Here is a 26126-nt window from a genome sequence, read left to right on the forward strand (position 1 = left end):
CCCCAGCCGCAGCTGGGCACGGCAGGCGCACACCTCAACAGTAGGCCGCGGAAGGCTTCCACGGGCAGCGGTCTCCGACGGTTGCCCGAATGCGCCCGGGCCACCCGTATGCATCTGATATGCGCCGATCGGGTGGCCTTCAACCGCTACTCCCCGGTCGGAAGCGCGACTTCGGCCGCCGCTTCGGGGCCCTGTTCCAAGAGGACGCCGAAACCGTCCTCGTTCAGAACGGGAACCTTCAGTTGCATGGCCTTGTCGTACTTCGATCCGGGGTTGTCACCCACAACGACGAATGAGGTCTTCTTCGACACCGAACCAGTCACTTTCGCGCCCTGGCGTTGCAGTGCCTCCTTGGCGCCGTCCCGGGTGAAGTTCTCCAGCGTGCCGGTGACGACGACCGTGAGCCCCTCCAGCGGACGCGGCCCCTCCTCCTCGCCGGACGACTCGTCCTCCAGGGGGACGCCCGCGGCCTTCCACTTGCGGACGATCTCGCGGTGCCAGTCCTCGGCGAACCACTCCTTGAGCGCGGCGGCGATGATGGGTCCGACGCCGTCGGTGGCCGCCAGCTCCTCCTCGGTCGCCTGTTCGATGCGGTCGACGGACCGGAACTCGCGCGCGAGGGCCTGCGCGGCCACCGGTCCCACGTGCCGGATCGACAGCCCGTTCAGGAAGCGGGCCAGCGGACGGGACTTGGCCGCCTCGATGTTCGCCAGCAGGGCGAGGGTGTTCTTCTTCGGCTCGCCCTTCTGGTTGGCGAAGACCGTGACGACCTTCTCCTCGCCGGTCTTCGGGTCGCGCTTGGGCAGGCCGCTGTCCGGGTCGAGGACATAGGCCTTGATGGGCAGCAGCTTCTCCACCGTCAGGTCGAACAGGTCGCCCTCGTCCACCAGCGGCGGGTCGGCCGGCTCCAGCGGGCGGGTGAGCGCGGCGGCGGCCACCGCGCCGAAGTGCTCGATGTCCAGGCACTCCCGGCCGGCGAGATAGGACACCCGCTCCCTCAGCTGGGCCGGGCAGGTACGGGCGTTCGGGCAGCGCAGGTCGATGTCGCCCTCCTTCATGGGCCGCAGCGGCGTCCCGCACTCGGGGCACTCGCTCGGCATCACGAACTCCCGCTCGCTGCCGTCCCTGAGGTCGACCACCGGGCCGAGGATCTCCGGGATGACGTCACCGGCCTTGCGCAGGACCACGGTGTCGCCGATGAGCACGCCCTTGGCCTTGACGACCTCCTGGTTGTGCAGGGTGGCGAACTCCACCTCGCTGCCCGCGACCGTGACCGGCTCGACCTGGGCGTACGGCGTGACCCGGCCCGTGCGGCCGACGCCCACCTTGATGTCGACGAGCTTGGTGTTGACCTCTTCCGGCGCGTACTTGTAGGCGATCGCCCAGCGGGGCGCCCGCGCGGTGGAGCCGAGCCGGCCCTGGAGGCGGATCTCGTCCAGCTTGACGACGACTCCGTCGATCTCGTGCTCGACGGAGTGGCGGTTCTCGCCGTAGTACGCGATGAACTCCCGTACGCCGGCGAGGTCGTCGACCACGCGGTTGTGCGGGGAGGTGGGCAGACCCCAGCTCTTCAGCAGGTCGTACGCCTGCGAGAGCCGGGTCATGCCCGTGAAGCCCTCCAGGGCGCCGATGCCGTGGACGACCATGTGCAGCGGGCGCGTCGCGGTGACCCGCGGGTCCTTCTGGCGCAGCGAACCGGCGGCGGCGTTGCGGGGGTTGGCGAAGGGCTTGTCGCCGGCCGCGACCAGGCGTTCGTTCAGTTCGAGGAACTTCTCCATCGGGAAGTAGACCTCGCCGCGGATCTCCACCAGGTCGGGCACCTCGTCGCCCCCCAGGCGGTCCGGGATCTCCGCGATCGTCCGGACGTTCGGCGTGATGTCCTCGCCGGTGCGGCCGTCGCCGCGGGTGGCCGCGCGCGTGAGGCGGCCCTTCTCGTAGGTGAGGTTGACCGCGAGGCCGTCCACCTTCAGCTCGCACAGGAAGTGGTACGTCTGGTCGCCCAGCTCCCTGGCGATGCGGTCGGCCCAGGCGGCCAGCTCGTCGTCGTTGAACGTGTTGTCCAGCGAGAGCATCCGCTCGCGGTGCTCGACCGCCCTGAACTCCGTCTCGTACGACCCCGCGACCTTCTGCGTGGGCGAGTCCGGGGTGCGCAGCTCCGGATACCGCTCCTCCAGGGCCTCCAGGGACTTGAGGAGCTGGTCGAACTCCGCGTCGCTGATGACGGGAGCGTCCTTCACGTAGTACCGGAAGCGGTGCTCCTCGACCTGCTCCGCCAGCTGCGCGTGCTTGTCGCGGGCCTCGGCGGGCACCGCCGTCGTCTCCGCCTGCTTGTCGCCGGCCACCGTGTTGTCCTCCCGTTACTCAGGGTTGTCCGCGAGGGATCTCGCCGCCCGGACGCAGTGGGCGAGCGCCTGGCGCGCGTACGCGGGGGAAGCACCCGCCAGCCCGCACGCCGGGGTCACCGTGACCGCCTCCGCGAGCAGCCCCGGATGCAGCCCCAGCCTGCGCCACAACGTCCTGACACCCATGACGCTACCGGCAGGGTCTGACAACGGGCCGTCCGTGCCCGGCACGACACCGGCGAACAGCCGCGTACCGCCCTCCACGGCCTCGCCGACCGCCTCGTCGTCACGCTCGGTGAGGAGCGCGAAGTCGAAGGAGACGGCCGCCGCGCCGGCCCGCCGCAGCAGGGCGAACGGCACGTCCGGGGCGCAGGAGTGCACGACCACCGGCCCGCCGGCGTGCGCGCCGACGACGTCCCGGAGCGTGGCCTCCACGATCTGCCGGTCCACGGCCCGGTGGGTGCGGTAGCCGCTCGCCGTACGGACCTGTCCGCGCAGGACGGCCGTGAGGGAGGGCTCGTCGAGCTGGAGGACGATCCGGGCGCCCGGGACGCGGCGCCGCACCTCGGCGAGGTGCAGCCGCAGCCCCTCGGCGAGCGAGGCGGCGAGGTCCCGGCAGGCGCCGGGGTCCGACAGGGCGGCCTCGCCGTTCTTCAGCTCCAGGGCGGCGGCCAGCGTCCACGGCCCGACCGCCTGCACCTTCAGATCGCCCTCGTAGCCCTGGGTGAACTCCTCCAGGGCGTCCAGGTCCTCGCCGAGCCAGGACCTGGCCCGCTTGGTGTCCCGGCCCGGCCGGTCCCCGAGCCGCCACCCGCTGGGCTCCACGCGCGCGTACAGCTCGACCAGCATCCCGGCGGTCCGGCCGATCATGTCGGCGCCGGGCCCGCGCGCGGGCAGCTCCGGGAGGAACGGAAAGTCATCGAAGGACCCGGTGGCGGTCTTGGCGGCTTCCCTGGCGTCCCCGCCGGGCAGGGAACCGACACCGGTGGCCCCCGGGAACCTGAACTGGCTGTTTTCGCTCACCAGGGAAGCCTACGGAACCCTCCGGGCGAGGTCAGCGCCCCGGACGTACCGTCAGGTCGTTGATCTCCGCGTCCCTCGGGAGGTCCAGGGCGGTCAGGATCGTCGTGGCGACCGACTCGGGGTCGATCCACTTCGACGGGTCGTACTCCTTGCCCTCCTGCTGGTGCACCTTGGCCTGCATGGGGCTCGCGGTGCGGCCGGGGTAGACCGAGGTGACGCGGACGCCGCCTGCGTGCTCCTCCTGGCGCAGTGAGTCGGCGAGGGCCTTCAGACCGTGTTTGGAGGCGGCGTACGCGGACCAGCCGGCGCTCGCGGTGAGGCCGGCGCCGGAGTTGACGAAGATCACATGGCCGCGGGCCGCCCGCAGCTGCGGCAGGAAGTGCCGGGTCAGCTCGGCGGGGGCGATCAGGTTGACGTTGAGCTGGTGGCGCCAGGACTTCGGGGTCAGGTCGCCGACCGCTCCGAGGTCGACGACTCCGGCGATGTGCAGCAGGGAGTCGACCCGGTCCGGGAGTGTCTGGTGGGAGAAGGCCCAGGACAGCTTGTCCGGGTCCGCGAGGTCGCCGACCAGGGTGCGCGCGCCGGGGAACTCGGCCGCCAGTTCCTTGGCGCGGCCCGCGTCGCGCGCGTGCAGCACGATCTCGTCCCCGCGCGCGTGCAGCCGGCGGGCCACGGCCGCGCCGATGCCGGAACCGGCCCCGGTGATCACATGAGTAGCCATGACCGCCATGCTCGCATCACCGGACGCCGAGCCCCGCGGCGGTAGCCGCTCATTGCCGCTCCTCCAGGTAGGCGAGGGCCTCGACCGGCTCGTCGGCGAAGAAGACCAGTTCGGCCAGCGGGCGGGGCAGGAAGCCCTCGGCCTCCATGCGGCGGAACTGTTCGCGCAGGCCGTCGTAGAAGCCCGCCGTGTTCAGCAGCACGACCGGCTTCCCGGTGCGGCCGTGCTTCTTCAGCTCCAGGATCTCGGTGGCCTCGTCCAGCGTGCCGGTGCCGCCCACCATGATCACCACGGCGTCGGCCTTCTCCAGCAGCAGCTTCTTGCGTTCGGCGAGGTCGGCCGCGATGACCATCTCGTCGGCGCCCGGCCGCGCCTTGTTCGCCAGGAACTCCACGGAGACGCCCAGCAGCCTGCCGCCCGCCTCCTGCACGCCGTCGGCAACCACCTTCATCAGACCGACGTCGGAACCGCCCCAGACGAGCGTGTGGCCGCCCTTGCCGAGCAGTTCCGCGAACTCGCGCGCGGGACGCGTGTAACGCTCGTCGAGGTCGGCGGCGGACAGGAAGACGCAGATGTTCATGGCCCCTACCGTACGGTCCCCGCGCCGGGCGGGAAGAAGCGCGGCCCGTCCGGGCGCTGAACGGGTATGACCCAAGGACACACGATCACGATCCAGAAGAGCGAGCGGCACGTGCGCGTGGTGCACGGCGACCAGGTTCTCGCGGAGTCCGACCGGGCCCTAGCGCTGCGCGAGACGGGCTGCCCGGTCAGGTACTACATCCCCGCCGAGGACGTCCGTCTCGATCTGCTGACGCCCTCCGACACGCACACCGTGTGCCCCTTCAAGGGCACGGCGTCCTACTGGTCGCTACCGGACGCGCCCGACCTCGTCTGGGCCTATCCGGACCCCAAGGACGGGGTGGCGGAGATCAAGGACCACTACTGCTTCTACGACACCGAGGTCGCATGACCACCCCCGGCATCGCCGTGTCGTGACCGATGAGTGCCGCGCCGTGCGGCAGTCTGCACGGCCATGGACAAGAAGACGACTTCCCGCGACGGCACCTCCCTCGCGTACGGAGTGATCGGCCAGGGGCCCACGGCGATCCTGGTGAGCGGCGCGATGTCCACCGGCGGCACCGTGGCGCCCCTGGCCCAGCGCCTCGCGGCCCGCTGCACGGCCGTCGTCTACGACCGCCGGGGCCGCGGCGCGAGCGGCGACACGGCGCCGTACGAGGTCGACCGCGAGATCGAGGACCTGGCCGCGCTGATCGACGCGGTGGGCGGCGATGCGGCGCTCTTCGGGGTCTCCTCGGGCGGCGCGCTGGTCCTGCGCGCGGCGGCGAGCGGGCTGCCCGTCGCCCGCGCGGCGGTGTACGAGGTGCCGTACGCCGACCACCTGGCGGGCGGTGCCGCACGTGAGGCCACCTACAAGGAGCAGCTGACCAAGGCGCTCGGCGAGGGCCGGCGCGGGGACGCGGTGGAGCTGTTCCTGCGCCTGACCGGCCTCGGCGAGGAGATGATCCAGCGTGCCCGGGAGTCGCCGATGTGGGCCGGAATGGAGGCCGTCGCCCCCAGCCTCGCCCACGACGACGCGGTCATGGGCGACGGCCTGCTCCCCCGGGACCGGCTCGCCGCGATCGGTGTGCCCGTGCTCGCGGTCGCGGGCGGCGCGAGCCCGGAGTGGATGCGCGCGGCGACCCGGGAGATCGCAAAGACGGTGCCCCAGGGCACGTACCGGGTGCTGGAGGGCCAGACCCACATGGTGGAGCCGGACGTGCTGGGGCCGGTGCTGGCGGAGTTCTTCGCGGGCTAGGCGTGTCGTTCCTCGCGGGACGAAGGCCGGTTCAGACCGCCGCGGCCGTCGCGCGCGTGGTCGACGCGATCGTCGCCGAGCCCACCACGCGCGTGCCGTCGTACAGGACGATCGCCTGGCCGGGGGCGACGCCGCGGACCGGCTCGGCGAACGTCACGCGCAGCTCGCCGTCGACCGGCTCGGCGGTCACCTCGGTCTCGCCGCCGTGGGCGCGCAGCTGGGCGGTGTAGGTGCCGGGGCCGGTGGGGGCGGTGCCGCACCAGCGGGGCCTGATCGCGGTGAGGGCGGTGACGTCCAGGGCGTCGGCCGGGCCGACGGTGACCGTGTTGGTGACCGGGGAGATGTCCAGGACGTAGCGCGGCTTGCCGTCCGGGGCCGGGGTGCCGATCCGCAGGCCCTTGCGCTGGCCGATGGTGAACCCGTACGCGCCCTCGTGCGTGCCCAGCTTGGCGCCTGACTCGTCCACGATGTCGCCCTCGGCCTTGCCGAGCCGCTTGGCCAGGAAGCCCTGGGTGTCGCCGTCGGCGATGAAGCAGATGTCGTGCGAGTCGGGCTTCTTGGCCACGGCCAGGCCCCGGCGCTCGGCCTCCGCGCGGATCTCCTCCTTGGTGGTGACCGTGTCTCCGAGCGGGAACATCGCGTGCGCGAGCTGCCTCTCGTCCAGCACCCCGAGGACGTACGACTGATCCTTCGCCATGTCGGAGGCGCGGTGCAGTTCGCGGGAGCCGTCCGGGTTCACGATCACCTTGGCGTAGTGGCCGGTGCAGACGGCGTCGAAGCCGAGGGCCAGCGCCTTGTCCAGCAGCGCGGCGAACTTGATCTTCTCGTTGCAGCGCAGGCAGGGGTTCGGGGTGCGGCCGGCCTCGTACTCGGCGACGAAGTCCTCGACGACGTCCTCGCGGAAGCGGTCGGCGAGGTCCCAGACGTAGAACGGGATGCCGATGACGTCGGCCGCGCGGCGGGCGTCACGCGAGTCCTCGATGGTGCAACAGCCCCGCGCACCGGTGCGGAACGACTGCGGGTTCGCGGAGAGCGCGAGGTGGACGCCGGTGACGTCGTGGCCTGCTTCCGCGGCGCGCGCGGCGGCGACGGCGGAGTCGACTCCGCCGGACATGGCGGCGAGGACGCGGAGGGGGCGGGTGCGCTGCGGGGTGTCAGTCATAGCCCTTCCAGGGTACGGGGCGCGGGAACCGCGTCGGCCTGATATCCGTTGACGATCGCAGAGGGTGACGACGGGGCCGGCGATGCCGGCGGCGACGGGGGCGGACATGGGCACGGCGAAGGACGACACGGACCGGCGGCTGGGACGGCGGGCCCTGCTGGTCGGCGGGGCCGCGGCGGCCCTGGGCACGGCCGTGCTGGCCCGGGAGGAGCTGTCCCGGCTGTGGTGGCGGATGCCCGGGGTGGACAAGCCGCGGGTGGCGGGCGCGGTGGACTTCCGGGGCGCGCGCTGGGTGGGAGCCTCGACGGCGAACTACCGGCTCGCGGACCGGCCGTCCGACTACCGGGTGGACCGGGTGGTCATCCATGTCACCCAGGGCGGCTACGCGTCCGCGGTGAAGGTCTTCCGGGACCCGGGGCACGGGGCGGCGGCGCACTACATCGTGCGCAAGGACGGGCGGGTCACCCAGCTGGTCCGGGAGCTGGACGTGGCCTTCCACGCGGGCAACCGGCAGTACAACGAACGCAGCGTCGGCATAGAGCACGAGGGCTTCGTGGAGGACTCCTCGTCCTTCACGGACGAGATGTACGCGGCCTCGGCGCGGCTGACGGCGGCGATATGCGAGCGGTACGGCATACCCGTGGACCGCGAGCACATCATCGGGCACGTGGAGGTGCCGGGGACGGACCACACCGATCCGGGGCGGTTCTGGGACTGGGACCGGTACATACGTACGGTCCGCGCCGAGCGGGAGAAGGCCGGGGCGTCTGCGTCCCCCCGCGCGGCTACGTGAGCCCGGCCGCGTGGGCGCGTTCCACCGCCGGGCCGATCGCCTTGGCCACGGCCTCGACGTCCGCCTCCGTGGAGGTGTGGCCGAGGGAGAAGCGCAGCGTGCCGCGGGCCAGGTCCGGGTCGGTGCCGGTGGCCAGGAGGACATGGCTGGGCTGCGCGACGCCCGCGGTGCAGGCGGAGCCGGTGGAGCACTCGATGCCCTGGGCGTCCAGCAGGAGCAGCAGGGAGTCGCCCTCGCAGCCGGGGAACGTGAAGTGGGCGTTGGCCGGGAGCCGGCCCCCGGGCGCCGGGTCGCCGCCGAGGATCGCGTCCGGTACGGCACTCCGCACGGCGTCGATCAGCTGATCGCGCAGGGCGCCGATCTCGCGCGCGAACCACTCGCGCTGCTCGGCGGCGAGCCGGCCGGCGACGGCGAAGGAGGCGATGGCCGGGACGTCCAGCGTGCCGGAGCGCACATGCCGCTCCTGGCCGCCGCCGTGCAGGACGGGTACGGGGGTGTGCTCGCGGCCGAGGATCAGCGCGCCGATGCCGTACGGGCCGCCGATCTTGTGCCCGGAGACGGTCATGGCGGCCAGGCCGGAGGCCTCGAAGTCGACCGGGACCTGGCCGAAGGCCTGGACCGCGTCTGCGTGCAGTGGGATGCCGGACTCGGCGGTGACGTCGGCCAGTTCACGGACCGGCATGACCGTGCCGATCTCGTTGTTGGCCCACATCACGGTGGCGAGGGCGACGTCGGCGGGGTTGCGGGCGATGGCCTCGCGCAGCGCCTCGGGGTGGACGCGGCCGTAGGAGTCGACGGGGAGGTACTCGACCGTGGCGCCCTCGTGCTCACCGAGCCAGTGCACGGCGTCCAGTACGGCGTGGTGCTCGACGGGGCTGGCCAGGATGCGGGTGCGGGCCGGGTCGGCGTCGCGGCGGGACCAGTACAGGCCTTTGACGGCGAGGTTGTCGGCCTCGGTGCCGCCGGAGGTGAAGACGACCTCGCTGGGGCGGGCGCCGAGGGCTTCCGCGAGGATTTCGCGGGATTCCTCGACCGTGCGGCGTGCCTGGCGGCCGGATGCGTGGAGGGAGGAGGCGTTGCCCGTGATGCTCAACTGGGCGGTGAATGCCTCCGCCGCTTCCGGGAGCATCGGGGTGGTCGCGGCGTGGTCGAGGTAAGCCATGGTGAGGCGATTCTACGGCTCCCCTGCAGTTGGCTTCGGCCTTGAGTGGGTGCCGTCGGCTTCGGGCGCCTCGCCTTGGCCGCACCTGGGCTTGGTGGCGGCGCACCCGGCGCTGTCGGCCGTGCCCACCCGTTCCGCCCTGGGGAACGATTGCCCACGGCGGGTGCGGCGGCTACGGCGGGGCGGCCGGTCAGCGGGTGCGGCGGCCGTGCGGGGGTGGCGGGGCGGCCGTGCCGCGTTGCCGTGGCACGCCGGCGTGGGTCACAGGCTCCAGGACACCGTGCCCGAGAGTTCCATCGCCGTCACCAGGACCGCCAGGTCGGCGATGCCCAGGGCCAGGCCGAGATAGGCGCGGCCCCGGCGGGTCGTACCGCGCCAGAGGGCGACCGCGGCCAGGACGATGGCGATCGGGCCGAGGAAGAGGTTGAGGACGAGCAGGCCGAGGAGGCCGAGGACGAAGGACGCGACGGCCATGCCGTCGGCGTCGCGGGTGCGCGGGCGGGCGTCGGTGCGGGTGCGGCCGGTGGCCGGTGCGGTGAGGTGCATGATGCTCAGCTCCTGAAGTCCTTTCCGGGGTCGGCTGGCCGAAGTCGGGCGGTCAGTTGGCCGAGGTGTGGCGGCGGCGCCCGTGGCGCTCGCGGATCGCGAAGACGCCGAGCCAGACGGCGATGACGGCGGCCAGGACGGCGGTGACGGTCAGCGGTGCGTGAGCGACGGTGCCCAGCACGACGCCGAGCAGCATGAGTGCGGCGACGAGGAACAGCATGGGATGAGATCCCCCCTCCGGTGGCCTCGTGTTCAGCCGGTGTGAAGTTTCGGTAAACAGTTGTAGTAACAGTTGTTCACTGACTTCGAGTCTAGCGCTCCCGACGGCTTCTCAATTCCAGAGAACAGTTGTTAACTGGATGACATGAGTCACACCCTCGGTATCCGGCAGGCCCAGAAGCAGAAGACCCGGCAGGCGTTCCTTGACGCGGCGCTCGCGCTGCTGGAGGAGCAGAGTCTGAGCAGCCTGGGTCTGCGCGAGGTCACCCGGGCCGTCGGTGTCGCCCCGACGGCCTTCTACCGGCACTTCCGCTCGACCGCCGACCTCGGTGTGGCCCTGGTCGACGAGGCGCTGGGCAGCCTGCATCCGATGGTGCGGACGACGGTGTCCACCACGGGCGACAGCGAGGAACGCATCACGCGTGCCATCGAGTTGATCGCCCGTCATGTAGACGCGTACCCCGCACATGTCCGTTTTATCGCCCGAGAGCGACATGGCGGAGTCCAGCCGGTGCGCGAGGCGATCCGGGCCCAACTGCACCGGTTCGCCGAGGAGGTGAAGGCCGAGCTGGCCAAGGATCCGGAGGCGGCGGGCTGGAGCGACGACGACCTGCTGATGCTCGCGCACCTCTACGTCGACCAGATGCTCATCACCGCCTCCCTGTTCCTGGAGGCGCTGGAGGCCCCGGCGGAGGATCGGGAGCGGGTGACGCGGCTCGCCACCCGCCAGCTGCGGCTCATCAGCATCGGCCGCAGCCACTGGCTGGATTGAGCCGTCCCCGACGCAGGAGCCGCCGCTCAGCCCTGCTGGTACAGGGCCGCCACGGAGCGGGCCCCGGCCAGCAGTTCCGCGCGGGCCTCGGGCGGGTCCAGGATCTCCACGCGGTCGGAGAAGGCGAGGAGCTGGCGTACGGCGCGCAGCACCGGGTAGGCCAGCCGCGCGGTGACCCACTCGCTCGCGCCGTCGTCCTCGGGCGGAGCCGTCAGCTGTGCGGCGACCATGCGCTGGAACATGTCGAGCAGTTCACGCCGTACCCGCACGGTGACCTCGATCTCGTTCTCCCGCTCCTCCACCTGCCGGCGCAACAGCTCCCAGACGTCGGCGAGTTCGACCCCGGGCCGGCGCCTTACGGGCTCGTCCAGCAGACGGGCCGAGCGCACGCGGTCGGCGCGGAACAGCCGGGGCCGGCCGCGCCGGTCGGCGACCAGGTACCAGACCCCGGCCTTGGCGACGAGGCCGTACGGATCCACGGTGTACGTCCGCGGTTCCCGCTCCCCGCCGTGCCGGTAGCGCAGCCTCAGCCGCCGGTCGGAGAACACCGCGTCCTGGAGCACGTCCAGGTCGACGGCCTGCCGCGGTCCGCTCTTCCAGCGGGTGGCGTCGACCAGGATGCGGCGGCTGGTCACCTCGGCGGCGGGCCGGTGCGGCGCCGGCAGCGCGGCCATCACCTTGCGCAGCGCCGAGCCGAGGGCCGCGTCGAGGCCGAGCGCGGCATGGGCGCCCTGTGCGGCGAGGATGAACAGGGCGCGGGACTCGTCGGCGGTCAGCCCCGTGACGTCGGTACGGAAGCCGGGGAGGAGTTCGATGCCGCCGTGCCGGCCACGCTCGGCGTACACCGGGACGCCGGCGGCGGACAGCGCCTCGACGTCGCGGTAGATGGTGCGGACCGACACCTCCAGCCGGTCGGCGAGTTCGGGCGCGGGGACGCGGCCCCGGGTCTGGAGGAGCAGCAGGATCGAGAGCAGTCGGTCGGACTTCACCGCGCCAGGATCTCGTCGTACGGGTGGCCGGATCAATGCCTGACAGTGGTTGTCAGGTTTTTCGGAGAGCCTCTTCCCAGCACCGACGCGCATCCATGTGAGAGAGGCCTGGCATGTCCATCGATCCCCGCCCCCTGTACGTCCGCGCCACCGCCCAGGCGGCCGAGCTCGTCCGGACCGTACGCACCGACCAGCTGACCCTCCCGACGCCCTGCACCGAGTTCGACGTGCGGGCGCTGCTGAGCCATGTCGTCGGCGGCACCCGCCGGATCGCGCTCGTGGGTGAGGGCGCCGACGGCCAGTCCGAGCCGATGACCGCCCCCGACGTCCCGGACCACCGCTGGGCGGAGGCGTACGACGAGGTCAGGGAGCAGGCCGTGAAGGCCTGGGCGAGCGAGGAGCGGATGGCGTCGTCCGTGCGCGTGCCCTGGGGCGAGATCCCCGGGCGGGCCGCGCTGTCCGCGTATGTGATGGAGATCGTGGCGCACACCTGGGATCTCTCCGAGGCGGTCGGCCATCCCCTCGCGCTCGATCCGGAGCCGGCCGAGTTCGCGCTGGCCGCCGCGCGGGAGACCCTGCCCGAGGGGCCGCGTGAGGGCCGCCCCTTCGAGGCGCCGGTGCCGGCCCCCGAGGGAGCCGGCCCCTACGAGCGGCTGGCGGCCTGGCTGGGGCGCAAGCCGCTCAGCCGAGCCTGACCCGGGCCAGCTGACGGGACTGGGCGACCAGGCGGTCCGCGCTGTCCCACACCTCGGCGTCCTCCTCCAGGAAGCCGCCGGCCAGGTTGCGGGTGGTGATGGACACCCGCAGCGGGCCGGGGGCCGGGCGGTGGCGGACGTGGACGGTGAGTTCCACGGTCGGCACCCAGCCCTTGAGGCCCAGCTCGAAGGCGGTGGGCGGGAGGGCGTCCACGGCGAGGAGCAGCGAGAGCGGGTCGGCGTCCCGGCCGTCGGCGAGGCCGAACCAGGCGCGCATCTCACCGTTGCCGGAGGGCGCGCCGAGTGCCCAGCCGAGGGTGGCGGGGTCGAGCTTGAGCATCAGCCGGTCGGCGATGGCGGAGCTGCCCTCGACCGGGGCAGGCCCGTCCTCGGGGCCGAAGCACTGCTCCAGCGGGGGCATCGCGGGCGGGGTGGCGGTCGTACGGACGTCGTCGGGGAGGGTGGTGAGGTCGCCGTAGGAGGCGAGGACGCGGATGCGTTCGACCTCGTTGCCCTCGTCGTCGTACTGGAAGAGCGAGGCCTGGCCGGTGGAGAGGGTGCGGCCGGTGCGGACTGTCTCGGTGCGGACGACCGCCGGGCCGGGCCGGGAGGCGGTCAGGTAGTGCGCGGTGATGGAGAAGGGGTCCGGGTGCGGGAGGGTGTCCGCGAGGGCCCGGCCGAGGACGGCCAGCAGATAGCCGCCGTTGACGGCGCTGACGATGGTCCAGCCGGCCGAGAGGTCGATGTCGTAGACGCCGGGCTCGCGCCGGGTGACCGCGGTGTCGCGGTCGAACTCGCTGTCGCCGGTCAGGGCCCGCGCTGGGGAGGGGGCGGAAGCTGCTTCTGGCATGGCTGCACGGTACAGCAGAAAACTACTAAGCGGTAGCTTTCTTGTCGTGCGGTGAGGCGATCGGCGGTTGATCCGCTCCCGCTCCCGGGTGAGGTTCCGGCAATTTCTCGGTAAGTGTCCGGACTCGTCCACAACCCGCTGCTGCGGATTCCCCTCTATGGGGACATGAGCCTCACCGGGACCGCGTTCCTCTACACGACCGTCCTGCTGTCGGTCGTCGCCCTCATACTGCCGCTCGTCCTGTGGTCGCGGATGCGCGGGCCGAAACCCCTGCGGATCACGGCCCGGGTCCTCATGCTGCTGTTCGCCCAGGGCACGGCCGTCACCCTGGTCTTCGTACTGGTCAACAACCAGAACAACCTCTACGACAACTGGGCCGACCTGCTCGGCACCGGCGACCACGTCCAGCAGGCCGCCGACCTCGGCAAGGACGGCACCGGCGGTATCACGGTGACCCGGCTGCCCAAGGTCGGTCAGACCTTCACGGCCGCCGACGGGCCCGGCATGCGCGCGGCCGGCGGAGTCCGCGTCACCCAGCTCAAGGGCCGGGTCTCCGGCGTGAACGCCGAGGTCTACGTCTGGCTGCCGCCGCAGTACGGCGAACCGGCCTACCGGAACAAGAAGTTCCCGGTGGTGGAGCTGCTGCCGGGCTACCCCGGTTCCGCGAAGGCGTGGTTCGGGTCGCTCAAGGCGCACGAGCAGCTGCTGCCGCTGATGAGGAGCGGCCGGGTGGCGCCGTTCATCCTGGTCGCGCCGCGCACCAACCTGCTGGCGGGCGTGGACACGGGCTGCGCCAACATCCCGGGTCAGGTCAACGCCGACACCTGGCTCAGCATCGACGTCCCGAAGATGGTCATGGACAACTTCCGGGCCCAGCCCGCCCCGCAGGGCTGGGCGGTGGCCGGGTACTCGGCGGGCGCGCACTGCGCGGTGAAGCTCGCCGTGGCCCACCCCGACCGGTACCGGGCCGCGGTGAGCATGTCCGGCTACAACGACCCGATCGGCGAACGCGACTCCCTCGCCGCCCAGACCCCCGCCCTGCGCGCCGCGAACAACCCCTGTCTGCTGCTCAGGCAGGCGGCCGTGCCGCCCCGGATCGCGCTGTATCTCTCCGGCGAGTCCGGCGACGGCTACCAGGCGGGCATGGCCCTGGAGGCCGTCGCCAAGGCGCCGACCACCGTGCGGGTGGTGTTCCTGCCGCGCAGCGCGGGCGGTCACACCATGGCGCTGTGGCGCCCGCAGGTCGACACCGTGTTCCGCTGGCTGACCCTCCAGATGGGCCAGAGCCACGCCGAGGGGCAGGACACCTCCGTCGTCGGGACGGCTCGCGGGACTACTCCTCGGTCACCGTCGACCGGCGGTTCCACGCACGCGGCGCTCGCCAGTGGAACCGCATCGCGAGCAGCCGCAGCACGAAGGCAGTGATCACCGCGAGCCCGCTGGTGAGCGGGGTCAGGACGTCGTAGCGGATGCACAGGACGACCATCGTGGCGCCGACCATCGCCGGGACCGCGTACAGGTCGCGGTCCCAGCGCAGCAGCGAGGGCACCTCGTTGGCCAGCACGTCCCGCAGGACGCCGCCGCCCACGGCGGTGGCGAGGCCCAGCGTCGCCGACGCGGTCAGGCCGAGGCCGTAGCTGTACGCCTTCGTCGTACCGCTGACACAGAACAGGCCGAGGCCGGCCGCGTCGAAGACGAGCACCGCCGCCTGGATGCGCTCCACGTGCGGATGCAGGAAGAAGACGACGAGCGTGGCGAGCAGCGGGGTGACGAAGTAGCCCAGGTCCGTGAAGGCGGCCGGGGGCACGGCTCCGATCACCAGGTCGCGGAACAGCCCGCCGCCCAGCGCGGTGACCTCGGCGAGGACGGCGATGCCGAAGACGTCGAAGTTCTTCCGTACGGCCAGCAGGGCGCCGGAGATCGCGAAGACGAAGATGCCGATCACATCGAGCGTGTGCTGGACGGAGGGACTGAAGAGTTGCTGGAGCTGCACCCTGACATTCTCACCTGTCGGAGTGCGCGCACCTTACAAAGCCAGGCTCACAGCGCGGGTTTCCCTGTGGTGAACAGCCAGGTGTCGAAGAGATCGTCGAGCTGCTGCCCACTGACGCGCTCGGCGAGGCGGATGAAGTCGGCGGTGTCCGCGTTGCCGTACCGGTGGAGCTTCGTCCAGGCCGGGATCAGCTTGAAGAAGGCCGTGTCGCCGATCCGCTCGCGCAGCATCTGGAGCGTCATCGCGCCGCGCTGGTAGACTGCGGAGGCGAACATGGTGTCCCGCTGGGGGTCGGCGACCTTGATCTTCCAGAAGGCGGAGTCGGCGGGGCGGGAGGTGTAGCCGGCCAGGAAGGAGTCGTGGGCGGTGCGGGTGCCCTGGTGCTCGGCCCACAGCCACTGGGCGTAGGTGGCGAAGCCCTCGTTGAGCCAGATGTCCTTCCACTGCGCGACGCTCACCGAGTCGCCGAACCACTGGTGGGCCAGCTCGTGGACGATGGTCGACTCGTTGCGCACGGCCGAGTAGGCGGGCTTGCTCTGCACCTCCAGCGAGAACCCCGCCTCCGGCATGTCGTCGACGATCGCGCCGGTCTCCTCGAAGGGGTACGGCCCGAAGACCTGCGACCAGTAGTCGGTGGCGGCGGCCGTGACGGCGTAGACGTCGACGTTGTTGCTGTTCTTCAGCACGGGGTCGACGGCGACGTAGATGGGGGTGCCGCCGGGCGTGCGCCCGGTGCGCACGTCGAACTTCCCGATGGTGGCGGTGGCGAGGTAGGTCGCCATCGGCTTCGACTCCCGCCAGTGGGTGTACGTCGAGCCGCCCTTGTCGTACGTCGACACCAGCCGGCCGTTGGAGACGCCGGTCAGGCCCCGGGGAGCCTTGATCCGGATGTCGTAGGTGGCCTTGTCGGCGGGGTGGTCGCTGGACGGGAACCAGGTGGAGGCGGCGTTGGGTTCGCAGGCGACGAAGACGCCGTCGGGGGTCTTCATCCATCCGTAGTCGGAGCCGAAGACGATCGGCCCCCCGAGGGCCTGCGGTACGCCGCCGTAGGTCACCGAGACGGTGAAGTCCCGTCCCTCGGGGAGCGGGTGGCGCGGAGTGACGGTGATCTCGTCGCCGTCGCGCGTGAACCGCGCGGATCTGCCGTCGACCTGGACACCGGTGACCTCCAGCTGCTGGAGGTCGAGGTCGAAGGAGGAGAGCTTCTGGGTGGCGCGCGCCGTGAGGGTCGTACGGCCGTCCAGGCGGCCGGTGTCCGGGGCGTAGGCGACGTCCAGGTCGTAATGGCGGGCGTCGAAGCCGCCGTTGCCCAGCCGGGGGAAGTAGGGGTCGCCGATGCCGGGGGCGCCGGGGGTCGGGGCGGAGGAGGCGGCGACGACGAGGAAGGAGGCTGCCGCGGTGGCGACAGCCCCCAGACGTGCCGAACGGGAGAGTGCCATGTGTCGTCCCTTTCGAGCGTGCCGATCAGTGGTCGGACACGGACGACTCTGCACTCTCCCGCTCAGGCATGTGCATGACTTTACCTAGTCGTCATGTGCTACTTGCCGGTTGACTCCTGAGAGTCGGCGCCGGACGCCTTGCCGGTGGCCTCGGCCTCGCGGCCGGTCTCCTCGGCGACGCCCCCCGTGTCACCCGACCCCTCCGCCGGATCGTCGGCCCCGGCACCGGTGGCGGCGGTGGGCTCCTCGGCGGGGGCGTCGGCCTCGGGCGCGGTCTTCCCGGCCGCGACCTTCGCGCCGGGACCGGTCTTCACACCGGAAGCCGCCACCTCTTCGGAAGCCGCCGCCTCAGAAGCCGCCACCTCTTCTTCGGAAGCCGATTCCTCCTGGGAAGCCGCCTTGGCGGAAACCGCCTCTTCCTCGGAAGCCGTCTCGTCCGTGGAAGCCGACTCCTCCTCAGAAACCGCCGCCTTGCCGGACGCGGCCCCCTCCTCGGAAGCAGCCGCCTCCCCAGAAGCCGACTCCTCCTCAGAAGCCGCCGGCTTCTCGGAGACCGCCGCCTGTTCGGCAGCCGTCTCCTCGGCAGCCGTGGCCTTCTCCGGCACCGGTTCCTTCTCGGCCGGACCCTCGGAGAGAACCGCGTCCGGTACCAGCTCCGACGCCTCCTTCGCCGCCGTCAGCAGGACCGTGTCCTGCGGGGCCTGGTCGGCGAAGTTCTCGGGGTGGTGGCAGGCGACCCGCTGGCCCGGCCGCAGCTCCACGAGCCGGGGCTCGGTGGTCTGGCAGATCTGCGTCGCCTTCCAGCACCGGGTGTGGAAGCGGCAGCCGGAGGGCGGGGCGATGGGCGAGGGCACATCGCCGCGGAGCAGGATGCGCTCGCTCTTCTGGCCCCGGCGCTTCGGGTCCGGCACCGGCACCGCCGACATCAGCGCCTTGGTGTACGGGTGCATCGGCGACTCGTACAGCGAGGTGCGGTCGGCGAGTTCCACGATCTTGCCGAGGTACATCACCGCGATGCGGTCCGAGACGTGCCGGACGACCGAGAGGTCGTGCGCGATGATCACGTAGGTCAGGCCCAGCTCCTGCTGGAGGTCGTCCATCAGGTTCACGACCTGCGCCTGGATCGACACGTCCAGCGCGGAGACCGGCTCGTCGGCCACGACCAGCTTCGGCTTGAGAGCGAGCGCGCGGGCGATGCCGATGCGCTGGCGCTGACCGCCGGAGAACTCGTGCGGGTAGCGGTTGTAGTGCTCGGGGCTGAGGCCGACCAGGTCGAGGAGCCGCTGGACCTCCTTCTTCACCCCGCCCTCGGGCTCCACGCCCTGCAGCCGGAAGGGCGCCGAGACGATGGAGCCGATGGTGTGCCGGGGGTTCAGGGAGCCGTACGGGTCCTGGAAGATCATCTGGATGTCGCGGCGCAGCGGGCGCATCTGCCCGGTGCTCAGCCGCGTGATGTCCTGGCCCTCGAAGGTGATCTTCCCGCCGGTCGGGTCCTGGAGGCGGGTGATGACCCGGCCCATGGTCGACTTGCCGCAGCCCGACTCGCCGACCACGCCGAGGGTTTCGCCCTTGCGCACCTCGAAGTCGATGCCGTCGACGGCCTTCACGGCGCCGACCTGGCGCTGCAGGATGCCCTTCTTGATCGGGAAGTGCTTGGTCAGCCCCTCGACCTTGAGCAGCACGTCCCGCTCCTCGGGAGCCGACGCCTGCTTCGGGACCGCGGCCTCGGCGACGGTGTCCGTCTTCTTGGTCTCACTCACAGCTTGGGCGCAATCTCTTCGGTCCAGATCCGCTGGCGGTCCTCGGCCGAGAGGTGGCAGGCGGACCAGTGCCCGGTGCTCACCTGCTCCAGCTCGGGGCGCACCGTGCGGGTGACGTTCCCCTTGGGGATGTCCGCGTACGGGCAGCGGGGGTGGAAGGCGCAGCCCGAGGGGACGTTGATGAGGCTCGGCGGCGAGCCCTTGACCGGGATGAGCCGTTCGGAGGTCTCGCGGTCGATGCGGGGCATCGAGCCGAGCAGGCCCCAGGTGTAGGGGTGCTGCGGCTGTTCGAAGACTTCGCCGGCCGGACCGCGCTCCACGCACCGGCCGCCGTACATCACGAGGACGTCGTCGGCGATCTCGGCGACCACACCGAGGTCGTGGGTGATCATGATGACCGCGGAGCCGAACTCCTTCTGCAGGTCACGGATCAGGTCGAGGATCTGCGCCTGGACGGTCACGTCGAGGGCGGTGGTCGGCTCGTCCGCGATGAGCAGCTCGGGGTTGTTCACCAGCGCCATGGCGATCATGGCGCGCTGGCGCATACCGCCGGAGAACTCGTGCGGGTAGCCGTCGACGCGCTTGGCCGGCTCGGGGATGCCGACGCGGTCGAGCATCTCGATGGCCCGCGCGCGGGCGACCTTCTTGCTGACGTCGTGGTGCACCCGGTAGGCCTCGACGATCTGGTCGCCGACCTTGTAGTACGGGTGCATCGCGGACAGCGGGTCCTGGAAGATCATCGCCATCTCACGGCCGCGGAGCTTGCGCACCTCGTCCGGGCCGGCGGAGACCAGTTCCTTGCCGTCCAGCCAGATCTCGCCGGACATCCGCACGTTCTTGCCGCGGGTGCCGAGCCGGTGCAGGCCCATGATGGCCTGCGAGGTGACGGACTTGCCGGAGCCGGACTCGCCGACGATGGCGAGGGTCTTGCCCTTCTCCAGCGAGAAGCTGAGCCCGTCGACGGACTTCACCAGGCCGTCGTCGGTCGGGAAGTGCACCTTGAGGTCGCGGACCTCCAGGAAGGCTTCGGGGGCCTTGCCGGACTCGGTGGGCTCGCCCACCGCGGCGCCGGTCTTGGAGAGTTCGGTCACGAGAGCCTCACCCGCGGGTCGGCGGCGGCGTAGAGCACGTCCACCACAAGATTTGCGATGACGACGAAGAAGGCGGCGAGCAGCGTCACGCCGAGGATCTTGGGCAGGTCGTTGTCGGTGATGCCCTGGACCGCGTACTGACCGATGCCGCCCAGCGAGAAGACGCTCTCGGTGATCACGGCGCCGCCGAGCAGCAGACCGAGGTCCATGCCGAACACGGTGATGATCGGGGTGAGGGCCGCGCGCAGACCGTGCCGGACCACGACGTTGCGCTCGCGCAGGCCCTTGGCGCGGGCCGTGCGGATGAAGTCCTCGTTCATCGTCTCCAGCATGCCCGAGCGGGTGAGCCGCGCGTAGATGGCGGAGTACAGCAGCGCCAGCGAACACCAGGCCGGGAAGAGGGTGTTGGCCCACTGCTCGGGGTTCTCGGTGAACGGGACGTAGTCGCGTCCGAAGATCGGCCAGTTGAAGACGAAGAGCAGGATCGCCAGGTTACCCGTGAAGAACATGGGCAGCGAGACACCGGCGAGTGCGACGCCCATGAAGGTGCGGTCGAAGACCGAGCGTGGCTTCAGCGCGGAGATGACACCGATGGCCACGCCCGAGACGAGCCACAGCACGGCGGCGCCCGCGGCCAGCGAGAGGGTGATCGGAATGCGCTGGGTGAGCTGCGGCCAGACCGCGACGTGGTCCTTGAAGGAGTAGCCGAAGCACGGCACGTCGCAGTGCACCGTGGTGGGCCCGAGGTTGTAGTCGGCGCCGGCCACGATCCCCTTGATGAAGTGCCAGTACTGGACGTAGACGGGCTGGTCCAGACCGAGGTTGTGCTTGACCGCGGCGATGTCCGCCTTCGACGGGCTCTTGCCGATGTACTGCTGCGCCAGCTGATCCGCTGTCTGGCCGGCGAGCCGTGGCAGCAGGAAGAAGATGGCAAAGGTGACCGCGGAGACGACCAGCAGCAGGATCACTGCCGCGAACGTCCGGCGGAGGATGTACGAGATCACGGGGATCGGCGCTGGTGCCCGCGGGCCGCGAAGCCCGCGGGCACCAATGCCTTCACCTGCCTTCCGGGGCTGCTACTTCGACGCGACGCCGATGTTGAGGTAGTCGTACTGACCGCTGAAGGCCGCCGTGGAAACCAGGTTGGTGTAGTTCTGCGGGCGGGCCAGCAGGACCTTGAAGTAGGTCAGCGGGACGAGGATGGCGTCGTCCATGGCCTTCTTGTCGATCTGCGTGTAGAGGCTGTTGCGCTCGTTGTCGTCCTGAGTGCCGATCGCCTTGGACAGCAGGGCGTTGACGTCCTTGTTGTCGTACTGCGACAGGTTGGTGTTACCGGACTGGCTGATCGCCTTGCCGTTCAGGATCTGCTGCAGGAAGCCGTAGCCGGAGGGCCAGTCGGCGCCCCATTGCATCATCTCCAGGCCGATGTTCTGCTTCTTGGTGAACTTCGGCACGCCCGCGTAGTCGGTGAAGTACTTACCGGACGGGTACTGCTTCAGGCTGGCGTTGATGCCGACCTTCTTCAGCGAGTTGATGATCGCCGTGGCGGCGTCGATCTCCTGCGGACGGTCCGAACGGGCCGAGATGTTCGTCGAGATCGAGGACTTGCCGCAGGCCTTCAGCTGCTCCTTGGCCTTGGCGACGTCACCCTTGTTGTCCTTGGTGGCGTAGACGTCGGACTTGGCGTAGCCCGGGATGTCCGGCGGGAGGACCGTGGAGGCGATCTCACCACGGATCGGGCCGCCCTCGGCGGTCTGCACGGAGACCTTGTCGATGGCGTACTGGACGGCCTTGCGGCACTCGACCTTGTCGAACGGCGCGACCTTGGTGTTGATCGCCATGTAGACCAGACGGCCACCGTAGGTGTTGTCCGTGTTGGCCTTCTTCGACGGGTCGGTGATGACCTGGGCCTGCGTCGCGGCCTGGACACCCGTGCCGCCGAGGTCGATCGCGTTGCCCGCGAGGACGTCCTTGTCGATCGTCTCCGGGTTGACCTTCAGCTTGACGACGATCTTGTCCGGCAGCTGCTTGCGCAGCGGGTCGGTCTTCGCGTCCCAGTTCTCGTTGCGGACGAGGACGGCCTGCTGGCCCTCCGCGTAGCTCTGGAACTTGTACGAGCCCGAGGAGACGATGTGCTTGACGTAGTCGACGCCCGTGTCCTTCGCCTTGGGCACCGGGGCCGTCTGCGGGGCGGCGACCAGGTAGTCGAACTCCTGGAAGGCCTGCTTCAGGTGGAAGACGATCGTGGTGTCGTCCGGCGTCTGGATGGAGGACAGGCCCTTGTCGCTCTTGTCCTTGTACGGGCCCTTGTACTTGTCGCCGCCGGCCAGGAACTGCTGGAAGTAGTTCGGGCCGAGGGAGAGCACGTCACGCGCGAAGTTGGAGCGCTCGACGGCGTACTTGACGTCCTTCGAGGTGATCGGCGTGCCGTCCTCGTACTTCAGGCCCGAACGCAGCTTGTACGTCCAGGTCTTGCCGCCGTCGCTCGGGACGCCCTTGCTCGCCGCGAGGTCCGGGACGAGGGCGTTGCCCTCCTCGCCGGGGCCGGGCTTGAAGGTCATCAGCGGGCGGGCCCACAGCCGGCTGAGGTTGTACATGTACGCGTAGTACGTGTTGCCCGGGTCGAACGAGTCCGGGACGTCGGACAGCTCGTAGGTGAGCGTGCCGCCCTTCTTGTCGGACGCGTTGACGACGCCCTTGGTCGCGGCGTTGGCCCCGGCCGACTTGGTGCCGTTCTCGTTCTTGTTGTCATCGGCCTTGCTGCAACCTGCAAGAAGCAGGCTGGCGGAGCCGATGGCCGCGATCGCGGCCAGCGCTGACCTTCGCATGATGGGCGCTTTCCCCTCCATTGATCGGAAAATTTTCGGGCTCTCCGCGGCAGGCGTCAGCGGCTGCGCGGGTCGAGAGCGTCGCGGAGACCGTCACCCAGCAGGTTGAACGCCAGGACGGTCACGAAGATGGCGAGACCAGGGACGATCATGAACATCGGGTCGACCTGGTAGAAGTTGACCGCCTCACGGAGCATGCCGCCCCAGGACGCCTGCGGGGGCTGGATGCCGACGCCGAGGAAGCTCAGGGACGCCTCGAAGAGGATGTTGGTCGGGATGAGCAGCGTCGAGTAGACGATGATCGGGCCGACCAGGTTGGGCATCAGCTCCCGGAACAGGATGTACGGGGCCTTGGCGCCCATGCCCCGGGAGGCGTCGACGAACTCGCGCTCGCGCAGGGCGAGGGTCTGGCCTCGGACGATCCGGCCCAGGTAGGGCCAGTTGAAGAAGCCGATGACGAAGATCAGCACGCTCAGGTGGAGCGGCAGTCCGTCCAGGCCGAACGCGCCGCCCTGGAGGGTGGCGGAGATGGAGATGGCGAACAGCAGGAGGGGGAAGGCGAGGAACGTGTCCATCAGCCGGCTGATGATCGAGTCCACCCGTCCGCCGTAGTAGCCCGCGATGACGCCCATGATGGCGCCGATCACGTTGGACAGGATCGTGGCGCCGAAGGCGACCACCAGCGACACCCAGGACCCCTCCAGGACGCGGGTGGCGATGTCCCGACCGAACTTCGGGTCCACACCGAGCGGGTGATCCGCGCTCATGCCGCCGAAACTGCCCTTCGGCAGCGAGGTGTCCGGGCTGATCAGGTCCTGGTTGAAGGCGTTGGGGTCGAGCCCGAACGCGGCCTGGATGGGGCGGGAGAGGATCGCGAGAAGGATCAGCAGGATCACGATGACGCCGCCCGCGACGGCGACCTTGTCCTTCTTGAACCGGGTCCAGGCGATCTGGCCCAGGGAACGACCCTCGATCTGCCCCTTACCGGCACCCTCCAGCACAGCCTCCGGCTGTGCCTCGGCTGCCGCCCCGGTGGTCTCGATCGGTGCGGTCACGGTGAGCGACCCCTCTCGCCGGTGGTGACCGGCCTGCGCCTGCCGCGGATTGCGGCTTTGTCGACTTGCCATCGAGCATGAGGTCTCGACCTCATGTCTGAGTCGGGAGTCTTCAGCGTCTTTGCGATCACCCGCCAGAGCTGACGGCGAAAGTATGCGCAACCGTGATGCAGTCCAGGGGATTCCGTTATCCGATCAGTGGGTAACGGGCATCGGACGCGGGCCAGTTGGGGCAGAACGGCGAAACTGCGCGGTTCGGGGCGATCCGGCGATGTCTACGCGCGCAGAAGTGTGTCGTCCGTGTAAATTCTGCGACCCGGTCTCAAAGTCCCGGCCACTCCGCTCAGTTGTCAGTAACCGCCGTGCACCGGTGGGTAGCCGTACCCGCCGGCCGGGGCCTGCGGCGGGACCGGGGCCTGAAGCTGCGGCTGCGGCACGGGGGCGTGCGCCTCGCGGTCGTAGAACGGGCGCGCGTTGGCCCGCATCCACATCACCACCGGGTCGTAGTCGTCGGTCATCGCGACCGTCGACACCGGCAGCCCCTCCGGGACCGCGCCGATGGACTGCTGCATCATCGCGCGCACCGAGTCGACCGCGGCGGGCGAGGTCTCGTACACGTCCAGGCCGATGGCGAGATACGGCGCCCCGAGCGCGGGCTGCACCCAGGCGCGGCGCAGCGAGCGGAGCGCGGGGGTGCGGTGCGCGTTCTGCGCGAGCAGGGCGTAGAACTGCGGGATCTCGATGCCGGGTTCCGACAGCCGGAGCGGGCCGGCGGGCTGGCGGTCCAGGCCGGTGGCGATGCGGCGCAGATCCAGCCAGGGGATGCCGACGCCGCCGCCCGGAGCGTGCGGGTTGAGCCAGAGGCCGTAGTGGTCGGGGTAGAGGGTGCGGGCCACATCGAGGCCGTCGACCACTTCGTACGAACGGTTCCAGCCACTGGCCGACAGCTCCTGGGCGGAGGTGACGCAGGGGGCGTAGTGGCAGCCGTCCACCTCCATGTCCCCGTACTGGGCGTCCGGGGAGCCGGCCTGGCCGTGCCACAGGAGCATCCAGATCTGGCCGGAGGAGGGGGTGGCGAGGGCGCGGAGCAGGGCCTCGTAGGCGTCGTAGCGTCCGGGGGTGACCTGGCGCAGCATGTGCTCGACGCTGCCGCTGTGGCTCGCGCTCACCTGTTGTACCGGCCCTTCTTCGTTTGCCCCTCGTTTGGAGACAGCTTAAGCGCCTGGCAGCCCGGGGCTTTGGGTTCGTGCGCGGGCGCGGGTTGCGGGTGACTGGTCGCGCAGTTCCCCGCGCCCCTGCGATGCCTTCAGTGGCCGTACTGGTAGAACGGCCGGACGTTCGTCTTCAGCCAGTCGGAGACCGGGTCCTCGGCCACGTCCATGAGGATCAGGTTGACCGGCCACTTGACCGGGACTTTGCCGAGCGCTCTGCCGAGGGCGTCCAGGGGCAGGGCCCGCAGGTCGCCTTCCCACTGGGAGAGTTCCACGCCCACGAACATCACCGGGTCGGCCGTCTCGATGGCGGCCAGGCAGCGGCGGGCGGTGAGGACCACGCCGGTCTCGGCGAACTCGGCGGAGGCCGCGGAGAGGAAGTCGACCGGGTCGTCCTGCCAGTCGGGCTCGAAGAGGCGGACCCGGGCGCCGGTGTTGGGGCCGTCGAGCGGGGTGCGGCCGGCGCGGCACAGCTCGGCCACGGCGTCGGGCGGCAGCGGGACACCGACCACACCGCCCGGGTTCACCGCGATGCCCGCCTGCGGCGGCAGGCCGCGCGCGAACTCCACGGCGGGGGCGATGGTGTACGACATGTGGGAACCGGTCACCTGGCGCAGCTGCTCCTCGGAGCTGAACACCGGGACGTAGACCTGGCCGTCGATGTCCATCGTCGGCAGGTCCAGCGGGCCGCTGTGCGGGCCCCCGCCGCCCGGCAGCGGTATCCACAGAAAGCTCCGGCCGAGGACCTCGATGATCCGGCCGCCCGCCGAGGGGATGCCGAGGGAGGCCGACAGCACCTCCTCCAGTTCGTTGCCGGGCCAACCGCCGTGCGGGTGGGGGTGTGCCTGTGCCGGGAAGTCCGCGGGAATGTCCGCCGGGAAGTCCATCTGCCTACCGCCTGCTGGGAACCACTGCTGTGAGCAAGAAGGCTAGCGGGTGGCGGTGACAGTGCCTCACCGCGCGAAGCCGACCCGGCTCAGGACGTCCGCGGCGTCCCGGTCCAGCAGCACCGCCGCGCCGCAGCCGGCGGGCAGCTCCCCCTTCTCCACCGCGCGCAGCAGCCGGGCGGTGGTACGGCGGTGGCGGCGGAAGGCGTAGCGGGAGACGCCCCGGCCGCGCTCGCGCTGGCCCGCCCGGGCCGTCTCAGCGCTGACGTCGAGGAGGAGCAGGTGCAGGGTGGCGCCGCGGCGCCGGGCCTCGCGGGCCAGCCAGGCGCGCACCCAGGGCTGGGTGCCGCAGTCGTGCACGACGACGCCCTCGCCGGTGCGCAGGGCCCGGCGCAGCCCGGCGTAGTGGGCGAGGCGGACCAGGGGGCGGTAGAGGGCGTACGGGACGAAGCGGGGGACCCGGCCGTCCCAGCGGTCGCGGGTGTCCTGGGAGTCGACGCGGTGGCCGGTGACCGCGCGGTGCATCAGGGTGGACTTGCCGCTGCCGGGCAGACCGGTGATCACCACCAGGTCGCGGGGGCCGAAGAGCAGGGCGTGCGGGCTGCGGCCCCCGCGGTCGCGCAGGTCGCGCACGACCGGGGCGGGGCGGTCCGCGCCGCGCTCGCGGGCCAGGGCGGAGGGCTGTCCCGGCACCGCGATGCCGGTGTCGGTGGCGTAGGCCGATGTCCTGTTCACCGTGATCGTCCTCCCCAGTGGGCTCGGTCATCCCCAT

At 70.9% G+C, this 26126-nt stretch carries 26 protein-coding genes; 6 read left to right on the forward strand and 20 right to left on the reverse strand.

All coding sequences use genetic code 11. From position 1 onward, the window contains the following. Positions 1-146: 146 nt before the first annotated feature. The 4 genes from ligA to AB0L21_RS11185 are packed head-to-tail and all read right to left on the reverse strand — an operon-like array spanning position 147 to position 4666. Positions 147-2342, reverse strand: a complete 2196-nt coding sequence (gene ligA, locus AB0L21_RS11170; protein ID WP_365783463.1) for an NAD-dependent DNA ligase LigA — start codon at positions 2340-2342, stop codon at positions 147-149. A 15-nt stretch (positions 2343-2357) separates the two neighbouring features. Continuing rightward, a complete protein-coding gene (locus AB0L21_RS11175) occupies positions 2358-3365 on the reverse strand; it encodes a methionine synthase (RefSeq protein WP_365707768.1) in 1008 nt (335 codons plus the stop codon). A 31-nt stretch (positions 3366-3396) separates the two neighbouring features. Then, a complete protein-coding gene (locus tag AB0L21_RS11180) occupies positions 3397-4095 on the reverse strand; it encodes an SDR family oxidoreductase (protein ID WP_365707770.1) in 699 nt (232 codons plus the stop codon). A 40-nt stretch (positions 4096-4135) separates the two neighbouring features. Continuing rightward, entirely contained in the window at positions 4136-4666 is a 531-nt protein-coding gene (locus AB0L21_RS11185) for a TIGR00730 family Rossman fold protein (protein ID WP_365707772.1), read from the reverse strand. Between the two features lie 66 nt (positions 4667-4732). Between AB0L21_RS11185 and AB0L21_RS11190 the strand changes: the two genes are divergently transcribed. After that, the gene (locus AB0L21_RS11190; RefSeq protein WP_365707774.1) at positions 4733-5056 is read left to right on the forward strand and encodes a DUF427 domain-containing protein; all 324 of its coding nucleotides are present in this window, start codon (positions 4733-4735) and stop codon (positions 5054-5056) included. A gap of 63 nt (positions 5057-5119) precedes the next feature. Next, positions 5120-5902, forward strand: coding sequence for an alpha/beta hydrolase (locus AB0L21_RS11195; RefSeq protein ID WP_365783464.1), 783 nt, complete (start codon positions 5120-5122; stop codon positions 5900-5902). Positions 5903-5933: 31 nt separating this feature from the next. Here AB0L21_RS11195 and mnmA read toward each other — a convergent pair whose 3' ends face one another. Continuing rightward, on the reverse strand, positions 5934-7064 hold the full coding sequence (gene mnmA, locus AB0L21_RS11200; RefSeq protein ID WP_365707778.1) for a tRNA 2-thiouridine(34) synthase MnmA: 1131 nt from the start codon (positions 7062-7064) through the stop codon (positions 5934-5936). Positions 7065-7170: 106 nt separating this feature from the next. On the opposite strand from mnmA, the gene AB0L21_RS11205 reads away from it, so the two are divergent. Continuing rightward, entirely contained in the window at positions 7171-7857 is a 687-nt protein-coding gene (locus AB0L21_RS11205; RefSeq protein WP_365783519.1) for an N-acetylmuramoyl-L-alanine amidase, read from the forward strand. Here AB0L21_RS11205 and AB0L21_RS11210 read toward each other — a convergent pair. The 3 genes from AB0L21_RS11210 to AB0L21_RS11220 all read right to left on the reverse strand — a co-directional run bounded on the left by AB0L21_RS11210 (position 7850) and on the right by AB0L21_RS11220 (position 9785). Next, positions 7850-9019 carry a cysteine desulfurase family protein gene (locus AB0L21_RS11210; protein WP_365783466.1) on the reverse strand — a complete coding sequence of 390 codons (1170 nt, stop codon included), beginning with the start codon at positions 9017-9019 and terminating at the stop codon, positions 7850-7852. The genes AB0L21_RS11205 and AB0L21_RS11210 overlap by 8 nt on opposite strands. A 261-nt stretch (positions 9020-9280) precedes the next feature. Then, on the reverse strand, positions 9281-9565 hold the full coding sequence (locus AB0L21_RS11215; RefSeq protein WP_365783468.1) for a DUF4190 domain-containing protein: 285 nt from the start codon (positions 9563-9565) through the stop codon (positions 9281-9283). A 52-nt stretch (positions 9566-9617) separates the two neighbouring features. Continuing rightward, the gene (locus AB0L21_RS11220; RefSeq protein ID WP_014675136.1) at positions 9618-9785 is read right to left on the reverse strand and encodes a hypothetical protein; all 168 of its coding nucleotides are present in this window, start codon (positions 9783-9785) and stop codon (positions 9618-9620) included. Between the two features lie 144 nt (positions 9786-9929). Here AB0L21_RS11220 and AB0L21_RS11225 point away from each other — a divergent pair, with 144 nt between their 5' ends. Further along, positions 9930-10556 (forward strand): TetR family transcriptional regulator, encoded by a 627-nt coding sequence (locus AB0L21_RS11225; protein WP_365707784.1) that lies wholly within the window; start codon positions 9930-9932, stop codon positions 10554-10556. A 26-nt stretch (positions 10557-10582) separates the two neighbouring features. Here AB0L21_RS11225 and AB0L21_RS11230 read toward each other — a convergent pair whose 3' ends face one another. After that, complete coding sequence (locus tag AB0L21_RS11230) at positions 10583-11545, reverse strand: YafY family protein (protein WP_365783470.1); 963 nt, start codon at positions 11543-11545, stop codon at positions 10583-10585. 113 nt (positions 11546-11658) lie between these two features. Between AB0L21_RS11230 and AB0L21_RS11235 the strand changes: the two genes are divergently transcribed. Next, the gene (locus AB0L21_RS11235) at positions 11659-12240 is read left to right on the forward strand and encodes a TIGR03086 family metal-binding protein (protein WP_365783472.1); all 582 of its coding nucleotides are present in this window, start codon (positions 11659-11661) and stop codon (positions 12238-12240) included. Here AB0L21_RS11235 and AB0L21_RS11240 read toward each other — a convergent pair. Further along, positions 12227-13090, reverse strand: a complete 864-nt coding sequence (locus AB0L21_RS11240) for a thioesterase family protein (protein ID WP_365783474.1) — start codon at positions 13088-13090, stop codon at positions 12227-12229. The genes AB0L21_RS11235 and AB0L21_RS11240 overlap by 14 nt on opposite strands. A gap of 165 nt (positions 13091-13255) precedes the next feature. On the opposite strand from AB0L21_RS11240, the gene AB0L21_RS11245 reads away from it, so the two are divergent. Further along, positions 13256-14515 carry an alpha/beta hydrolase-fold protein gene (locus AB0L21_RS11245; protein ID WP_365783521.1) on the forward strand — a complete coding sequence of 420 codons (1260 nt, stop codon included), beginning with the start codon at positions 13256-13258 and terminating at the stop codon, positions 14513-14515. Here AB0L21_RS11245 and AB0L21_RS11250 read toward each other — a convergent pair. The 10 genes from AB0L21_RS11250 to AB0L21_RS11295 all read right to left on the reverse strand — a co-directional run bounded on the left by AB0L21_RS11250 (position 14424) and on the right by AB0L21_RS11295 (position 26089). Further along, positions 14424-15083 carry a trimeric intracellular cation channel family protein gene (locus AB0L21_RS11250; RefSeq protein ID WP_356340089.1) on the reverse strand — a complete coding sequence of 220 codons (660 nt, stop codon included), beginning with the start codon at positions 15081-15083 and terminating at the stop codon, positions 14424-14426. The genes AB0L21_RS11245 and AB0L21_RS11250 overlap by 92 nt on opposite strands. A 47-nt stretch (positions 15084-15130) precedes the next feature. Beyond that, positions 15131-16522, reverse strand: coding sequence for a M1 family metallopeptidase (locus AB0L21_RS11255; RefSeq protein ID WP_365783476.1), 1392 nt, complete (start codon positions 16520-16522; stop codon positions 15131-15133). 98 nt (positions 16523-16620) lie between these two features. Then, positions 16621-18282, reverse strand: coding sequence for a dipeptide ABC transporter ATP-binding protein (locus tag AB0L21_RS11260; RefSeq protein WP_365783478.1), 1662 nt, complete (start codon positions 18280-18282; stop codon positions 16621-16623). Beyond that, on the reverse strand, positions 18279-19373 hold the full coding sequence (locus AB0L21_RS11265) for an ABC transporter ATP-binding protein (protein WP_365707796.1): 1095 nt from the start codon (positions 19371-19373) through the stop codon (positions 18279-18281). The genes AB0L21_RS11260 and AB0L21_RS11265 overlap by 4 nt, the downstream gene beginning before the upstream one ends. Continuing rightward, on the reverse strand, positions 19370-20377 hold the full coding sequence (locus tag AB0L21_RS11270) for an ABC transporter permease (RefSeq protein WP_365707798.1): 1008 nt from the start codon (positions 20375-20377) through the stop codon (positions 19370-19372). The genes AB0L21_RS11265 and AB0L21_RS11270 overlap by 4 nt, the downstream gene beginning before the upstream one ends. Positions 20378-20449: 72 nt before the next feature. Then, entirely contained in the window at positions 20450-22222 is a 1773-nt protein-coding gene (locus AB0L21_RS11275) for an ABC transporter substrate-binding protein (protein WP_365707800.1), read from the reverse strand. Positions 22223-22257: 35 nt separating this feature from the next. Then, entirely contained in the window at positions 22258-23256 is a 999-nt protein-coding gene (locus tag AB0L21_RS11280; protein WP_365707802.1) for an ABC transporter permease, read from the reverse strand. Positions 23257-23606: 350 nt separating this feature from the next. After that, on the reverse strand, positions 23607-24425 hold the full coding sequence (locus tag AB0L21_RS11285; protein WP_365707804.1) for an enhanced serine sensitivity protein SseB C-terminal domain-containing protein: 819 nt from the start codon (positions 24423-24425) through the stop codon (positions 23607-23609). A gap of 137 nt (positions 24426-24562) precedes the next feature. Then, the gene (locus tag AB0L21_RS11290) at positions 24563-25354 is read right to left on the reverse strand and encodes an enhanced serine sensitivity protein SseB (protein ID WP_365707806.1); all 792 of its coding nucleotides are present in this window, start codon (positions 25352-25354) and stop codon (positions 24563-24565) included. Positions 25355-25420: 66 nt separating this feature from the next. After that, positions 25421-26089 carry an AAA family ATPase gene (locus tag AB0L21_RS11295; protein WP_365783480.1) on the reverse strand — a complete coding sequence of 223 codons (669 nt, stop codon included), beginning with the start codon at positions 26087-26089 and terminating at the stop codon, positions 25421-25423. Positions 26090-26126: the final 37 nt, after the last annotated feature.

This window comes from Streptomyces sp. NPDC052721 (assembly GCF_040678315.1).
GTDB lineage: Bacteria > Actinomycetota > Actinomycetes > Streptomycetales > Streptomycetaceae > Streptomyces.

Bases quoted from the DNA above. Each gene is read 5' to 3' on its own strand.
- AB0L21_RS11185 (WP_365707772.1), bottom strand. From the start codon at position 4,666: ATGAACATCTGCGTCTTCCTGTCCGCCGCCGACCTCGACGAGCGTTAC.
- AB0L21_RS11235 (WP_365783472.1), top strand. From the start codon at position 11,659: ATGTCCATCGATCCCCGCCCCCTGTACGTCCGCGCCACCGCCCAGGCG.
- AB0L21_RS11180 (WP_365707770.1), bottom strand. From the start codon at position 4,095: ATGGCGGTCATGGCTACTCATGTGATCACCGGGGCCGGTTCCGGCATC.
- AB0L21_RS11245 (WP_365783521.1), top strand. From the start codon at position 13,256: ATGAGCCTCACCGGGACCGCGTTCCTCTACACGACCGTCCTGCTGTCG.
- AB0L21_RS11195 (WP_365783464.1), top strand. From the start codon at position 5,120: ATGGACAAGAAGACGACTTCCCGCGACGGCACCTCCCTCGCGTACGGA.
- AB0L21_RS11275 (WP_365707800.1), bottom strand. From the start codon at position 22,222: ATGGAGGGGAAAGCGCCCATCATGCGAAGGTCAGCGCTGGCCGCGATC.
- AB0L21_RS11210 (WP_365783466.1), bottom strand. From the start codon at position 9,019: ATGGCTTACCTCGACCACGCCGCGACCACCCCGATGCTCCCGGAAGCG.
- AB0L21_RS11255 (WP_365783476.1), bottom strand. From the start codon at position 16,522: ATGGCACTCTCCCGTTCGGCACGTCTGGGGGCTGTCGCCACCGCGGCA.
- AB0L21_RS11215 (WP_365783468.1), bottom strand. From the start codon at position 9,565: ATGCACCTCACCGCACCGGCCACCGGCCGCACCCGCACCGACGCCCGC.
- AB0L21_RS11290 (WP_365707806.1), bottom strand. From the start codon at position 25,354: ATGGACTTCCCGGCGGACATTCCCGCGGACTTCCCGGCACAGGCACAC.
- AB0L21_RS11240 (WP_365783474.1), bottom strand. From the start codon at position 13,090: ATGCCAGAAGCAGCTTCCGCCCCCTCCCCAGCGCGGGCCCTGACCGGC.
- AB0L21_RS11225 (WP_365707784.1), top strand. From the start codon at position 9,930: ATGAGTCACACCCTCGGTATCCGGCAGGCCCAGAAGCAGAAGACCCGG.
- AB0L21_RS11190 (WP_365707774.1), top strand. From the start codon at position 4,733: ATGACCCAAGGACACACGATCACGATCCAGAAGAGCGAGCGGCACGTG.
- AB0L21_RS11205 (WP_365783519.1), top strand. From the start codon at position 7,171: ATGGGCACGGCGAAGGACGACACGGACCGGCGGCTGGGACGGCGGGCC.
- AB0L21_RS11220 (WP_014675136.1), bottom strand. From the start codon at position 9,785: ATGCTGTTCCTCGTCGCCGCACTCATGCTGCTCGGCGTCGTGCTGGGC.
- mnmA (WP_365707778.1), bottom strand. From the start codon at position 7,064: ATGACTGACACCCCGCAGCGCACCCGCCCCCTCCGCGTCCTCGCCGCC.